We start from the raw sequence: 13,345 nt of genomic DNA, 5'->3' as shown, positions 1-13,345 counted from the left end.
CGCGGCGCGGCCGCCGCTGTCAGCGACGGCCCGCGTTCCTGGAGCTGTACCCAGCGGTTCAGCTCGGTGACACCGTCTCATGCGCGCCAGTCGAGCGGGACGCGCCTGGTGCGGTCCCAGGGGCGCTCCCAGCCCGCGTAATGCAGGATCCGGTCGATCACCCCGGCCGTGAAGCCCCAGACCAGGGCGCCTTGGACCAGGAAAGCCGGTCCGCGGTGGCCACTGGGTTGGACGGTGGTCGCGCGGTTCTCCGGGGCGGTGAGATCCGCCACAGGAACCGTGAAGACACGGGCCGTCTCCGCAGGGTCGACGGGCCCCACCGGGCTGGGGGTCCGCCACCAGCCAAGTACGGGCGTGACGACGAAACTGCTCACCGGGATGTAGAGCGCGGGGAGCACGCCGAAGATCTGCACACCGGACGGGTCGAGGCCGGTCTCCTCCTGGGCCTCGCGGAGCGCGGCGCGCAGCGGTCCGTCGGTCTTCGGGTCGCCGTCCTCCGGGTCGAGGGCGCCACCGGGGAAGGACGGCTGTCCGGCGTGGGAGCGCAGGGACCCGGCCCGCTCCATCAGGAGCAGTTCGGGCCCGTCGGCGCCCTCGCCGAAGAGGATGAGCACCGCGGACTGGCGGCCGCCGGACTCGGGCGGCAGAAAGCGGCTGAGCTGCTGCGGCTCTATGGTCCGCGCCGCCCGGGCGACCGGCTCGAGCCAGTCGGGCAGCCCCTCCTCGCTGACGGCGATCTCGCCGCCGTACGTCGTCTCGCCGCACTCCTGCCCGTACGTCTCGCGCGCGCTCGTCATTCCGCCCCCAGTGGGGGCGCAGGTCGGCCCGGATAGTCCGGGGGCGGCTTGAGCCGCTGGCCGGGTGCGCCGCCCATCTCGTACTTCAGCAGCTTCTTGGCCTTGTCCGGGTCGGTCTCGCCCTCGCCGTAGGCCGGGCAGAGCGGCGCGATGGGGCATGCGCCGCAGGCGGGCTTGCGGGAGTGGCAGATGCGGCGGCCGTGAAAGATGATCCGGTGCGAGAGCATCGTCCACTCGCTCTTGGGGAAGAGCTCGGCGATCTCGGCCTCGACCTTGTCCGGATCCTCCTGCTCGGTCCACTTCCAGCGGCGCACCAGGCGCCCGAAGTGGGTGTCGACGGTGAGGCCGGGAACGCCGAAGGCGTTGCCCAGGACCACGTTCGCCGTCTTCCGGCCGACGCCGGGGAGCGTCACCAGGTCCTCCAGGCGGCCCGGGACCTCGCCGCCGAAGCGGTCGCGGAGGGCGGCGGAGAGGCCGATCAGCGACTTCGCCTTGGCGCGGAAGAAGCCCGTCGGGCGGATGATCTGTTCCAGCTCCTCGGGGTTCGCCTCGGCCATGTCCTCCGGGGTGGGGTAGACGGTGAAGAGATCCGGTGTGGTCTGGTTCACCCGCAGGTCGGTGGTCTGGGCGGAGAGAACGGTCGCGACCAGGAGCTGGAAGGGGTTCTCGAAGTCGAGCTCGGGATGCGCGTACGGGTACAGCTCGGCGAGCTCGCGGTTGATGCGCCGCGCGCGGCGGACCAGCGCCAGCCGGGACTCCGACTTGTCCGCTTTTGTGACCTTCTTTCTTTTTACGGGCGACTGTTCGCCCACAGCGGAATTTTTCTCCGAGGTCACCCGCCCGGCCCCCTTGCCCTGTGCTCTCACCGGCGAATTGGACACCCGGCCAGGGTACGACCCGGCACCGACATCCGCCCCGCCACCAGGAAAACGACCCCGGATTCGGCCCCTGCCGTACGGGTTCCGACGGTGATGCGCCACACTTGTGTTTGATCACACAGTTTTACCGTCCGGCATCATGGAGGACACGGTCCCCTGAGCATGTCGACAAGGAGAGATCTCGTGGACGACGTTCTGCGACGCGCCCCGCTCTTCGCGGCGCTCGATGACGAGCAGGCCGCCGAGCTGCGCGCCTCTATGAGCGAGGCCACCCTCGCGCGAGGTGAGGCCCTGTTCCACGAGGGAGAACCCGGCGACCGCCTTTACGTGGTGACCGAGGGCAAGGTGAAGCTCCACCGAGCCTCCCCCGATGGCCGCGAGAACATGCTTGCGGTCCTCGGCCCCGGCGAGCTGATCGGCGAGCTCTCCCTCTTCGACCCCGGCCCGCGTACCGCGACCGCCACCGCGCTGACCGAGGTCAAGCTGCTCGGTCTCGGGCACGGCGATCTGCAGCCGTGGCTCAACGCACGGCCCGAGGTGGCCGCGGCGCTGCTGCGCGCCGTCGCCCGCCGTCTGCGGCGTACCAATGACTCGATGTCCGACCTGGTCTTCTCCGATGTGCCGGGGCGTGTGGCGAAGGCGCTGCTCGACCTGTCGCGCCGCTTCGGCGTGCAGTCGGAGGAGGGCATTCACGTCGTACACGACCTGACGCAGGAGGAGCTGGCCCAGCTGGTGGGCGCCTCCCGGGAGACCGTGAACAAGGCGCTCGCCGACTTCGCGGGCCGGGGCTGGCTGCGCCTGGAGGCGCGGGCGGTCATCCTGCTGGATGTGGAGCGGCTCGCCAAGCGGTCGCGCTGACGCGGTCGTCTCCAGCCCGTTAAGGCCCCGGAGGGGCCCTGCGGCCGGCAGGGCCCCTCCTTGTGCCTGTCGCGTCGCCAGGGTCAGATCAGACCGTGTTCCGCCAGGTAATCGAGCTGGGCGCGGACCGAGAGCTCTGCCGCGGGCCAGAGCGAGCGGTCCACGTCCGCGTAGACGTGTGCGACGACCTCCGAGGCAGTGCGGTGGCCGTTCTCCACCGCCGTCTCGACCTGGGCGAGCCGGTTGGCCCGGTGCGCCAGGTAGTACTCGATCGCCCCGCGCGCGTCCGCCAGCACCGGCCCATGCCCCGGCAGGACGGTGTCCACCCCGTCGTCCACCGTCAGCGACCGCAGCCGCCGCAGCGAGTCGAGGTAGTCGCCCAGCCGCCCGTCGGGGTGGTCGACCACCGTCGTGCCGCGGCCTATCACCGTGTCGCCGGTCAGCACCGCCGCATCGGCCGGCAGATGGAAGGACAGCGAGTCCGAGGTGTGCCCCGGAGTCATCACGACGCGCAGCTCAAGGCCGCCCGTCGTGATGACGTCCCCCGCGTCCAGTCCCTCGTCCCCCAGCCGGAGCGCCGGATCCAGGGCGCGCACCTTCGTACGGGTCAGCTCCGCGAACCGCGCCGCGCCCTCCGCGTGGTCCGGATGGCCATGGGTCAGCAGCGTCAGCGCGACCCGCTTGCCCGCCTTCTCCGCCGTCTCGATGACCGCGGTCAGATGGCTCTCGTCGAGCGGCCCCGGGTCGATGACGACCGCCAGGTCCGAGTCCGGCTCGGAGACGATCCAGGTGTTGGTGCCGTCCAGCGTCATCGGCGAGGGGTTCGGCGCCAGGACGCATATCGCCCGTGCGGTCGCCGGGCCGCCGATGGCCCCGCCTCGAGGCTGGCCGGGCAGTGAACCCGCGTACGTCATCCCGTCGCTCCCCCGTTCTCGATGCGCTTGGTGAACTCCTCGTGCCCGGGCCAGCTCAGCACCACCTCGCCGTCGACCAGCTCCGCCTGCGCCAGCACCGGCGTCAGGTCCCGGTCCGCGGCGCCGGCCAGCGCCTGCGCGACCGAGCCGTAGAGCTGCAGCTGCCGCAGCATGGCGATCGTCGGCGGCATCATCAGCAGCTCGCCCCGGTCGTAGCCCGCCGCCGCCTCCGCGGGCCGGGTCCAGACCGCCCGGTCCGCCTCCGTCGAGGCATTACGGGTTCGCTGACCCTTCGGCAGCGCGGCCACGAAGAACCAGGTGTCGTACCGGCGCGGCTCGAACTCCGGGGTGATCCAGCGCGCCCAGGCCCCCAGCAGATCGCTGCGCAGCACAAGCCCGCGCCGGGCCAGAAAGGCGGCGAAGGACAGGTCGCGGGCGACGAGCGCCGCCCGGTCCGCCTCCCAGTCCTCGCCCGTGGTGTCGTCGACGACCGTGTCCTCGGTCGGGCCCGCGAGGAGAACGCCCACCTCCTCGAAGGTCTCGCGCACCGCCGCGCAGACGATGGCCTGAGCCGAGGCCTCATCCGTCCCGAGCAATCCGGCCCACTCCGCCCGCGAGGGCCCGGACCAGCGCCCCTCCCAGTCCGTCTGCTTCTCGTCGCGCGGGTCCACCGATCCGCCCGGATACGCGTACGCGCCTCCGGCGAAAGCCATGGAGGCGCGTCTGCGCAGCATGTAGACGGACGGTCCGGCAGGGGCGTCGCGGAGCAGCAGTACGGTAGCGGCGCGGCGCGGGGTCGCAGCCGTCAGCTGCCCGTTCGCAAGCGCCCGGATACGGTCGGGCCACTCCGGCGGGTACCACTGGCCGTTTGCCTGGCCATACGTAGGGGACATGGCCGGATGCTATGCGCTCTCGCGGCGATGTTCGAGAGGCACGTGTCCGAAGGAGACGCTCGACCACCGGGCGCCAGGGCAGCAGCCCGCTCAGGCGTCCGCGATCTCGACCTGGATCTCGACCTCGACCGGCGCGTCCAGCGGCAGCACCGCGACGCCGACCGCGCTCCGGGCGTGCACGCCCTTGTCGCCCAGCACCTCGCCCAGCAGCTCGCTCGCGCCGTTGACCACGCCCGGCTGCCCGGTGAAGTCCGGCGCCGAGGCGACGAAGCCGACGACCTTGACGACCCGCGCGACCTTGTCGAGGTCACCGACCACGGACTTGACGGCAGCCAGGGCGTTCAACGCGCAGGTGCGCGACAGCTCCTTGGCCTCCTCAGGCGTCACCTCGCCGCCGACCTTGCCGGTCACCGGCAGCTTGCCCTCCACCAGCGGCAGCTGGCCGGCGGTGTAGACGTACGCGCCGGAGCGGACGGCCGGGACGTACGACGCGAGTGGCGCCGCGACCTCCGGCAGCTTCAGCCCCAGGCCGGCGAGCTTCTCCTCGACCGCGCTCACGACTGCTTCTCCCGCTTGAGGTAGGCCACCAGCTGGTCCCCGCCCTGCGGCCCCGGCACGACCTGGACCAGCTCCCAGCCGTCCTCGCCCCACTGGTCGAGGATCTGCTTGGTGGCATGGACGAGCAGCGGCACGGTCGCGTATTCCCACTTGGTCATGGGCTGACTGTAACGCCTGGCACGGACAGCCTCGTGCGTAGGTGGCAGCCCGACTGGACAGCCTCGTGCGTAGGCGGCAGCCCGACTGGTTAGGCTCCCCGACATGAGCAGGCTCCATGTCGTCAGCGGCAAGGGCGGCACCGGAAAGACCACGGTCGCCGCTGCCCTCGCACTCGCCCTCGCTGCCGAGGGCCGGCGCACCCTGCTGGTCGAGGTCGAGGGACGGCAGGGCATCGCGCAGCTCTTCGAGACCGAGGCACTGCCATACGAGGAGCGCAAGATCGCCGTCGCTCCGGGCGGCGGTGAGGTGTGCGCGCTCGCCATCGACGCCGAACGCGCCCTGCTGGACTACCTCCAGATGTTCTACAAGCTGGGCGGAGCGGGCCGGGCGCTGAAGAAGATCGGCGCGATCGACTTCGCGACGACCATCGCACCCGGTCTGCGTGACGTCCTGCTGACCGGCAAGGCGTGCGAAGCGGTGCGCCGTACGGGCAAGAATGGGCGGCCGGTCTACGACTCCATCGTCATGGACGCCCCGCCCACCGGCCGGATCACGCGCTTCCTCAACGTCAACGACGAGGTGGCCGGCCTGGCGAGGATCGGCCCGATACACAACCAGGCCCAGGCCGTCATGCGGGTGCTGAAGTCGGCACAGACCGCCGTGCATCTGGTGACGCTGCTGGAGGAGATGCCGGTCCAGGAGACCGTGGACGGTGTGGCCGAGCTGCGCGCCGCGAACCTGCCGGTGGGCGGCGTCATCATCAACATGGTGCGGCCTCAGATCCTCGACGAGGAGGCACTGCGGCTCGCCGCCAACGGCAAGCGCACGGCGGTCGCCAAGGCGCTGTCCCACGCCGGCCTCGGCGGAGCGGGCCGCGGAGGTCTCGCCGAGCGGCTCGTGGATCCGCTGCTGGAGCAGGCTCGGGAGCACGCCGAGCGGCTGCGCCTGGAACGCGAGGAGCGCGCCGAGATCGCGGCACTGGGCCTGCCGACGTACGAGCTGGAACTGCTCGGCGAGGGAGTCGACGTGGCCGGGCTGTACCGGCTGGCATCCGACCTGAGGAAACAGGGAGTGGCGGGATGAGCCTGGAGGAGGCACCGGGCCTCGCGGTCGATCCCCTGCCGATCGATCCGCTGCTGGACGACCGGAAGACGCGCATCATCGTGTGCTGCGGCGCGGGCGGAGTCGGCAAGACGACGACGGCCGCCGCACTGGGCGTACGGGCCGCGGAACGCGGGCGGAAGGTCGTCGTCCTCACGATCGACCCGGCCCGCCGGCTCGCGCAGTCGATGGGCATCGCCTCGCTGGACAACATCCCGCGCCGGGTCGAGGGCATCGACGGCGCCGCGGGCGGCGAACTGCACGCCATGATGCTGGACATGAAGCGTACGTTCGACGAGATCGTCGAGGCGCACGCGGATGCCGACCGGGCCCGGGCGATCCTGGAGAACCCCTTCTACCAGTCGCTGTCGGCCGGATTCGCGGGCACGCAGGAGTACATGGCCATGGAGAAGCTGGGCCAGCTCCGCTCCCGCGACGAGTGGGACCTGATCGTGGTGGACACCCCGCCCAGCCGGTCCGCGCTGGACTTCCTGGACGCTCCGAAGCGCCTCGGGTCCTTCCTGGACGGCAGGTTCATCAAGCTGCTGATGGCGCCCGCGAAGATCGGCGGCCGGGCGGGGATGAAGTTCCTCAACGTCGGCATGTCGATGATGACCGGCACCCTCAACAAGCTGATGGGCACTCAGCTGCTGCAGGACGTCCAGACCTTCGTGGCCGCCATGGACACGATGTTCGGCGGCTTCCGTACCCGCGCCGACGCCACGTACCGGCTGCTGCAGGCGCCCGGGACGGCTTTTCTGGTGGTCGCCGCCCCGGAACGGGATGCGCTGCGCGAGGCCGCGTACTTCGTGGAGCGGCTGGCGGGCGAGAACATGCCGCTGGCGGGGCTCGTACTGAACCGGGTGCACGGGAGCGGGGCGTCGCAGCTGGGCGCGGAGCGGGCCCTCGCGGCGGCGGAGGCCCTGGTGGACGCTGCCGGGTCCAACAACTCCCACGCTCCGGACAACTCCATGGCTGATCCGCCGGAGAGCGCATCGCGCGGTGCCTCGGACCCCGCCGCGGAAAATCTTGTTGAACCCCGCATTGTGGATCGCGTGGACGGGCAGCCTGAGGCTGACGGTCATCCCGGCTCGGGCTCCCCCACAGCCGCGAGCGAACCGTATCCGGCAAAGCTGCTCGCCGCGGGGCTGCTGCGGCTGCACGCGGAGCGCATGCAGGTGCTCGCCCGCGAACGGCGCACCCGCGACCGCTTCACCGCGCTGCACCCGGAGGTGCCGGTCGCCGAAGTGGCCGCGCTGCCCGGCGATGTGCACGACCTCGCGGGGCTTCGCGCCATTGGAGAGCGGCTCGCGGCCGGCAGGCCGGCCGGAGCTGCCTGAGCCGTACGGCCCTGAGCTGTACCGCGGGCTGCGCCGCGGTACGCCTGAGCCTGGGTACTGCCCGAGCCGTACGGTCCGGCTAGCCCGCGGCCGCGTAGTCCTCGTCGTCGAGGTCCACGGGCAGGATGCCCGCGCTGCGCTCGTACTCCGTGCGCGCTGTCTCCAGAAGCCTGCGCCACGACGTGACCGTTGGCCGGCGGCGCAGCAGTGCCCTCCGCTCCCGCTCGGTCATGCCGCCCCACACGCCGAACTCGACCCGGTTGTCCAGGGCGTCGGCAAGGCACTCGGTGCGCACCGGACAGCCGGTGCAGACCGCTTTGGCCCTGTTCTGTGCCGCACCTTGAACGAACAGTTCATCCGGATCGGTAGTGCGGCAGGCTGCCTGTGCACTCCAGTCGGTTACCCAGCTCATGCTGGCGCCGTCCTCTCCCGAATCGAGGCTCCCCCACGGCGGCATCGGCATATTCGCCGTTGCCAGTTGAGGACGTTACGGAAGGCAGACAGGGCGCAACACCCCCTTCGGGCCCAATCTTGAATGGCCCGAACGGACTATGCGTACGCGGCAGATCACCCAACGGAGTGAGCGGAGGGCATACGGGAGGTAAGGGGCAGAAACGACAGATCCCTGCCACCACAACGGACGCCAAGTAACACACGGCGGCAATCCGGGCACAACTCCGAACCGGGAGAGGGAGAGGAGGGATGTTGCAGACTGGCACCGCCGTGACAGTTGGGAATAGCTTAGGCCAACGCCTGGACGCCTGTCCGCAAAACGAGAACGTAGGCTGCACCCCATGGCTATGAAGCGCTCCGACGGTGGCTTGACGAAAACAGGGCTGGCCCTGAGGTTCCTCGGTGCCAGCGTGCTCTCTGGTGCCGTGCTGGCGGGTCTGGCGCTGCCGGCCGTCGGATCGCTGGGGCTGGCCGCCAAGGGCTCCGTCGAGGGCTTCGACGAGATCCCGGCCACCCTCAAGCGCCCGCCGCTGAGTCAGAAGACCACCATCCTCGACGCCAAGGGCGGGCACATCGCGTCCGTCTACTCGCGCGACCGCACGGTGGTACCGCTCAAGGCCATATCCCCGTATATGCGGAAGGCGATCGTCGCCATCGAGGACTCCCGCTTCTACGAGCACGGAGCGATCGACCTCAAGGGCATCCTGCGCGCGGTCAACAGGAACGCGCAGAACGGCGGGGTCTCGCAGGGCGCCTCGACCCTCACCCAGCAGTATGTGAAGAACGTCTTCGTCGAGGAGGCCGGCAACGACCCCGACAAGGTCGCCCAGGCCACCCAGCAGACCGTCGGCCGCAAGGTGAAGGAGCTGAAGTACGCGATCCAGGTCGAGAAGGAGCTGGGCAAGAGGAAGATCCTGGAGAACTACCTCAACATCACCTTCTTCGGGCAGCAGGCGTACGGCGTGGAGGCGGCCGCCCACCGGTACTTCAGCAAGTCGGCCAAGGATCTGAAGCTGCAGGAGGCCGCGCTGCTGGCGGGCCTCGTCCAGTCGCCGAGCCGGTACGACCCGGTGAACAACGAGCCCGAGGCGACGAGACGCCGCAACACCGTGCTGCAGCGCATGGCGGACCTGCACGACATCTCACAGGCGCAGGCCGACTCGGCCAAGAAGAAGCCGCTGGGCCTGCATGTCAGTTCGCCCAAGAACGGCTGCATCACCGCCGTCAACGGTGCGGGCTTCTTCTGCGACTACGTGCGCGAGGTCTTCCTGCAGGACCCGGTCTTCGGCAAGACGCGTAAGGCGCGGGCCAAGCGCTGGGACCAGGGCGGCCTGACCATCCGTACCACGCTGGACCCGCAGGCCCAGCAGTCGGTGCAGACGGCCATCAGCAAACACGTCAGCCAGGGCGACAAGGTGGCCACGGCCGCGAGCCTGGTCGAGCCGGGCACCGGCCGGATCCTCGGCATGGGCCAGAGCCGGCCGTACGGCTTCAAGGAGAACGAGACCCAGATCAACCTCTCCGTGAGCCACAAGATGGGCGGCTCGAACTACGGCTTCCAGGTCGGCTCCACCTTCAAGCCCTTCACGGCCGCGGCGGCACTCGAGCGGGGATTCCCGTCGTCGAAGTCCTACCCGTCGCCGAACAAGATGCCGTATCCGAGTCCGGTGAGCACCTGCGACGGCACGTGGACCAACAATGAGGGCGCGACCGTCCAGAACGAGAAGGAGGACGAGGTCGGCCCGTACAGCCTCAAGGAGGCGATGGCCAAGTCGATCAACACCTACTTCGTGGCGATGATCGGCGACATCGGCGTCTGCCCGGTGACCGAACTCGCCAAGAGCATGGGCGTCCGGCAGGGCAGCGGCGCACCGTTGCCGCAGGGCCCCTCGCTCACCCTCGGTGTCGCCACGATCGCCCCGCTGACCATGGCCAACGCGTACGCGACCTTCGCCAACCGCGGCACGTACTGCACGCCGGTGGCCATCGAGTCCATCACCGACGCGAGCGGCAAGAAGCTCCCGGTGCCGAAGACGAGCTGCCGACGGGTGATGACGGAGAAGACCGCGGACACCATCAACACGCTGCTGTTGGGCGTGGTGGAGGACGGCACCGGTAGGAAGGCGGGCCTCCAGGGGCGGCAGAGCGCGGGCAAGACGGGTACGACCGACAACCGCGTGGCGGCCTGGTTCGTCGGCTATACCCCGAACATGGCGGGTGCGGTGTGGGTCGGCAGCCCGACCACGAAGGTGCCGATGGAGAACATCACCATCGGTGGCGTCTACTACGACAAAGTCTTCGGCGGCGGGGTCCCCGGACCCATCTGGCGGGACGCGATGTCCGGCGCGCTGGCCGGCAAGCCCGCGCCGGGCTTCCAGACCGTACCGATCGAGGACGGGCACAAGGACCGCGAGCGGGACAAGGACAAGCACGGCCGTGACAAGGGGCCGGGCGGCATTCCGTTGCCCGACTTCTCCCTGCCGCCGGACCTCATCGGTGGCATCACCGGAGGCTTTGGCAACGGCGGCCACGGGAATGGCGGGAAGCGTTAGCGGGGGCCGGAAGCCGTAGCGGGCTCTGCCCGGTCGGGAAGCTGCGGAGGGGGCGCCCGGACAGTTTCCGGGCGCCCCCGTCCTTTGCCTGCGCCTTCGCTCGAGGTACCCGGCGGGAGGCGGTCCGGGGCAGCCTTCGAGCGGAGTGGCTAGCCCGCCAGCAGGCGCTTGACCTCGGCGGCCACCCGGCCGCCCTCGGCCCGGCCCGCGACCTTCGGGTTCACGATCTTCATGACCGCGCCCATCGCCCGCGGCCCCTCTGCACCGCCCGCCGCGGCCTCCTTCACGGCCTCGGCGACGATCGCCCTCAGCTCCTCGTCCGACAGCTGCTTCGGCAGGTACTCGGCGAGCACCTCGCCCTCGGCCCGCTCCCGCTCCGCCTGGTCGGCACGGCCACCCTGCGCGAAGGCCTCGGCGGCCTCACGGCGCTTCTTGGCCTCGCGGGCGATCACCTTCTGCACCTCGTCGTCGGAGAGTTCACGGGCCTCCGTGCCCGCGACCTCCTCCTTGGTGATCGCGGAGAGCGTGAGGCGCAGGGTGGCAGAGCGCAGCTCGTCACGCGCCCTGATCGCGGCAGTGAGGTCGTCCTGCAGCTTCAACTTGAGCGTGGTCATGTCCACGAGTCTGCCAGGAGGCGCACAACACCGCCCACCGCAATTCCCGGCGGGTGGGCTTGCGCCCCTCGGACTGACCGCAGTGGCCACCGTCTGCGACGATGGGGCCATGCGCCTGCGATACGCAGTACCCCTGGGAATCACCGCAGTCGGCGCGGCCGGCATCGCCTATGCCGCCGGCTTCGAAGCCCGATCGTTCCGGCTTCGCCGGGTCACCGTGCCCGTACTGCCACGCGGCATGCGACCGCTGCGCGTACTCCAGCTCTCGGACATCCACATGGTCAGCGGGCAGCGTAAGAAGCAGCGCTGGCTGCGGTCCCTCGCCGGGCTGCGCCCGGACTTCGTGGTGAACACCGGCGACAACCTGTCCGACCCGGAGGGCGTACCCGAGGTGCTGGACGCCCTGGGGCCGCTGATGGAGTTCCCGGGGACGTACGTCTTCGGCTCGAATGACTACTACGCACCGGTCCTGCGCAACCCCGCCCGCTATCTGCTGGAGCGGGTCCGCGGCCAGCACGGTCTGAACGGCAAGAACGACCCCGCCATCGGCGTCGCGCGCAACCCGTGGGAGGGCATGCGCGATGCCTTCGACGCGGCCGGATGGGTCGGGCTCAGCAACACCCGGGGACGCCTGAAGCTGGACGACGGGATCGAGGTCGCTCTCACGGGCCTGGACGACCCGCACATCAAGCGGGACCGGTACGCCGCGGTGGCGGGCGGCCCGGAAAGTGGTGCCGACGTCTCGCTGGCCATCGTCCACGCCCCGTACCTTCGGGTGCTCGACGCCTTTACCGCCGACGGCTACCCGCTGATCCTCGCCGGGCACACGCACGGTGGCCAGGTCTGCATCCCCTTCTATGGCGCCCTCGTCACCAACTGCGACCTGGACACCGACCGGGTGAAGGGCCTGTCCACCCACAGCACGGGCGGCCAGCGGTCCTACCTCCATGTCTCGGCGGGCTGCGGCACGAACCGCTACACCCCAGTCCGGTTCGCCTGCCCGCCGGAGGCGACTCTGCTGACTTTGACGGCCCACGACTGAGCACCTCCAGATCCGGGCATATAGGCACGAATCACCTCAGTCTGGAACGCGTCTGTATGGGTGGCCCCGACCTGCACGGTCCCGATAACCGGATTTCGTCTGCGGCTGCGGGTCCGCTAAAGTAGAGCTCGTTGCTTCGGGGTGTGGCGCAGCTTGGCAGCGCGCTTCGTTCGGGACGAAGAGGTCGTGGGTTCAAATCCCGCCACCCCGACTGAAGAAACACAGGTCAGCCGGACCTCTCGAATTCGAGAGGTCCGGCTGATTCGTTGTGCGTGACTATCTGCGTGACTACTGCTTCGGATCAGCCTGGAAGATGCCATCCATCGCGACCGCTCCGATCTGGATCACGGGACGGATCTGCTTCCTGTAGACCTCCTCGGTGACGGCCATCCCTGAGTGGCTGACCAAGCGCGAGATCTCTTCGAGCGGGACGACACTGCCCGACAGCAGCGAGACGAGACTGTGACGCAGCCCACGAGTGGAGTCCACTCCCTCGCGTTCACTCCCTCTGCCTTGGCGATGGCCTGGCGGAAGGCACGCCGGCCTAGGTGTCCCCGCCAGGGCGAACCGACCGGCACAGGCCGCCGCCCGACGGGCAGCCGAACAGTCCCTTCTCGCCGTGCAGCGGCGGCACGGGGCCTCAACCCTCCGTACCAGCCGCTCGACATGCACCGTGGACTCCCATTCAGCGGCCGAGGCGTCCGCGGACCATGCCGACCACACCGTTGAGCTCCTCAATCCGCATCCGCCGTGCTGCGAGGTAGAAGGCGCCGAATAGAACGGCCCCGCCGGCGACCAGAGCTGCGAGGGATCCCAGGGCGCCGCTGCCCAGCGCCCTGGTGAGCGCGAAGCCGACCGCTCCGCCGGCCAGCGCTGCCGGGATCGAGGCCCCGATGAGACGGGCGTAAGTACGCATCACGCGGGCGCCGTCCAGATCACCGTCCAACCGCCTTGCCAGTCGACGCCAGGCAACACAGACACCGACGGTGTAGGCCAAGCCGTACGAGGCGGCCATGCCAACGACAGCCCAACGCGACGGAAGGAGGAGGAAGCACGCTGCCGAGGAAGCCGCGTTCACCAACGCGATGATCACCGTATTGTAGAAGGGCGTGCGAGTGTCCTCGTAGGCATAGAAGGCGCGCAGGACCACGTATTGCACCGAGAAAGGGATCAGGCCCAGCCCAAA

14 protein-coding genes, 1 tRNA gene and 1 pseudogene are annotated in these 13,345 nt (G+C 69.9%); 6 read left to right on the top strand and 10 right to left on the bottom strand.

Annotation, left to right across the window (positions count from 1 at the left end; all coding sequences use genetic code 11):
• Nucleotides 1–77 precede the first annotated feature (77 nt).
• Together ACY34J_RS26090 and nth are read right to left on the bottom strand one after the other, a co-directional pair.
• The gene (locus ACY34J_RS26090; RefSeq protein WP_462729072.1) at nt 78–797 is read right to left on the bottom strand and encodes an NUDIX hydrolase; all 720 of its coding nucleotides are present in this window, start codon (nt 795–797) and stop codon (nt 78–80) included.
• A complete protein-coding gene (gene nth, locus ACY34J_RS26085) occupies nt 794–1,609 on the bottom strand; it encodes an endonuclease III (RefSeq protein ID WP_462729089.1) in 816 nt (271 codons plus the stop codon). The genes ACY34J_RS26090 and nth overlap by 4 nt, the downstream gene beginning before the upstream one ends.
• Before the next feature lie 249 nt (nt 1,610–1,858).
• Here nth and ACY34J_RS26080 point away from each other — a divergent pair, with 249 nt between their 5' ends.
• Nucleotides 1,859–2,533 carry a Crp/Fnr family transcriptional regulator gene (locus tag ACY34J_RS26080; protein WP_462729071.1) on the top strand — a complete coding sequence of 225 codons (675 nt, stop codon included), beginning with the start codon at nt 1,859–1,861 and terminating at the stop codon, nt 2,531–2,533.
• A gap of 83 nt (nt 2,534–2,616) precedes the next feature.
• Here ACY34J_RS26080 and ACY34J_RS26075 read toward each other — a convergent pair whose 3' ends face one another.
• From ACY34J_RS26075 to ACY34J_RS26060, 4 genes are all read right to left on the bottom strand, one after another.
• The gene (locus tag ACY34J_RS26075) at nt 2,617–3,447 is read right to left on the bottom strand and encodes an MBL fold metallo-hydrolase (RefSeq protein WP_462729070.1); all 831 of its coding nucleotides are present in this window, start codon (nt 3,445–3,447) and stop codon (nt 2,617–2,619) included.
• Nucleotides 3,444–4,340: an NUDIX hydrolase gene (locus tag ACY34J_RS26070; protein WP_462729069.1), complete on the bottom strand. Its 897-nt coding sequence runs from the start codon at nt 4,338–4,340 to the stop codon at nt 3,444–3,446. Before ACY34J_RS26070 ends, ACY34J_RS26075 begins: the two co-directional genes overlap by 4 nt.
• 90 nt (nt 4,341–4,430) lie before the next feature.
• The gene (locus ACY34J_RS26065) at nt 4,431–4,898 is read right to left on the bottom strand and encodes a RidA family protein (protein WP_462729068.1); all 468 of its coding nucleotides are present in this window, start codon (nt 4,896–4,898) and stop codon (nt 4,431–4,433) included.
• On the bottom strand, nt 4,895–5,056 hold the full coding sequence (locus ACY34J_RS26060) for a DUF4177 domain-containing protein (protein WP_462729067.1): 162 nt from the start codon (nt 5,054–5,056) through the stop codon (nt 4,895–4,897). Before ACY34J_RS26060 ends, ACY34J_RS26065 begins: the two co-directional genes overlap by 4 nt.
• A 103-nt stretch (nt 5,057–5,159) precedes the next feature.
• Here ACY34J_RS26060 and ACY34J_RS26055 point away from each other — a divergent pair, with 103 nt between their 5' ends.
• Complete coding sequence (locus ACY34J_RS26055; RefSeq protein ID WP_462729066.1) at nt 5,160–6,140, top strand: ArsA-related P-loop ATPase; 981 nt, start codon at nt 5,160–5,162, stop codon at nt 6,138–6,140.
• Nucleotides 6,137–7,498, top strand: a complete 1,362-nt coding sequence (locus tag ACY34J_RS26050; RefSeq protein WP_462729065.1) for an ArsA family ATPase — start codon at nt 6,137–6,139, stop codon at nt 7,496–7,498. The genes ACY34J_RS26055 and ACY34J_RS26050 overlap by 4 nt, the downstream gene beginning before the upstream one ends.
• Before the next feature lie 79 nt (nt 7,499–7,577).
• Here ACY34J_RS26050 and ACY34J_RS26045 read toward each other — a convergent pair whose 3' ends face one another.
• The gene (locus ACY34J_RS26045) at nt 7,578–7,910 is read right to left on the bottom strand and encodes a WhiB family transcriptional regulator (RefSeq protein ID WP_462729064.1); all 333 of its coding nucleotides are present in this window, start codon (nt 7,908–7,910) and stop codon (nt 7,578–7,580) included.
• 382 nt (nt 7,911–8,292) lie between these two features.
• Between ACY34J_RS26045 and ACY34J_RS26040 the strand changes: the two genes are divergently transcribed.
• Nucleotides 8,293–10,503 (top strand): transglycosylase domain-containing protein, encoded by a 2,211-nt coding sequence (locus ACY34J_RS26040; RefSeq protein ID WP_462729063.1) that lies wholly within the window; start codon nt 8,293–8,295, stop codon nt 10,501–10,503.
• A 149-nt stretch (nt 10,504–10,652) separates the two neighbouring features.
• On the opposite strand, the gene ACY34J_RS26035 is transcribed toward ACY34J_RS26040, so the two are convergent.
• Nucleotides 10,653–11,117, bottom strand: coding sequence for a GatB/YqeY domain-containing protein (locus ACY34J_RS26035; protein WP_462729062.1), 465 nt, complete (start codon nt 11,115–11,117; stop codon nt 10,653–10,655).
• A gap of 109 nt (nt 11,118–11,226) precedes the next feature.
• Between ACY34J_RS26035 and ACY34J_RS26030 the strand changes: the two genes are divergently transcribed.
• Both ACY34J_RS26030 and ACY34J_RS26025 read left to right on the top strand, forming a co-directional pair.
• The gene (locus tag ACY34J_RS26030; RefSeq protein ID WP_462729061.1) at nt 11,227–12,159 is read left to right on the top strand and encodes a metallophosphoesterase; all 933 of its coding nucleotides are present in this window, start codon (nt 11,227–11,229) and stop codon (nt 12,157–12,159) included.
• Between the two features lie 137 nt (nt 12,160–12,296).
• Nucleotides 12,297–12,370, top strand: a tRNA-Pro gene (locus tag ACY34J_RS26025).
• A gap of 77 nt (nt 12,371–12,447) precedes the next feature.
• Here ACY34J_RS26025 and ACY34J_RS26020 read toward each other — a convergent pair.
• Both ACY34J_RS26020 and ACY34J_RS26015 read right to left on the bottom strand, forming a co-directional pair.
• Nucleotides 12,448–12,704: pseudogene (locus ACY34J_RS26020) on the bottom strand (site-specific integrase); the annotation flags it as partial.
• Nucleotides 12,705–12,844: 140 nt separating this feature from the next.
• Nucleotides 12,845–13,345 (bottom strand): lipid II flippase MurJ (locus ACY34J_RS26015; RefSeq protein ID WP_462729060.1); only part of this gene is annotated, 501 nt, incomplete at its 5' end.

Source organism: Streptomyces sp. HSS9-12 (genome assembly GCF_054963655.1).
The sequence above is the reverse complement of the archived record's forward strand: the minus strand, read 5'-3'. Positions and strand labels throughout refer to the sequence as shown.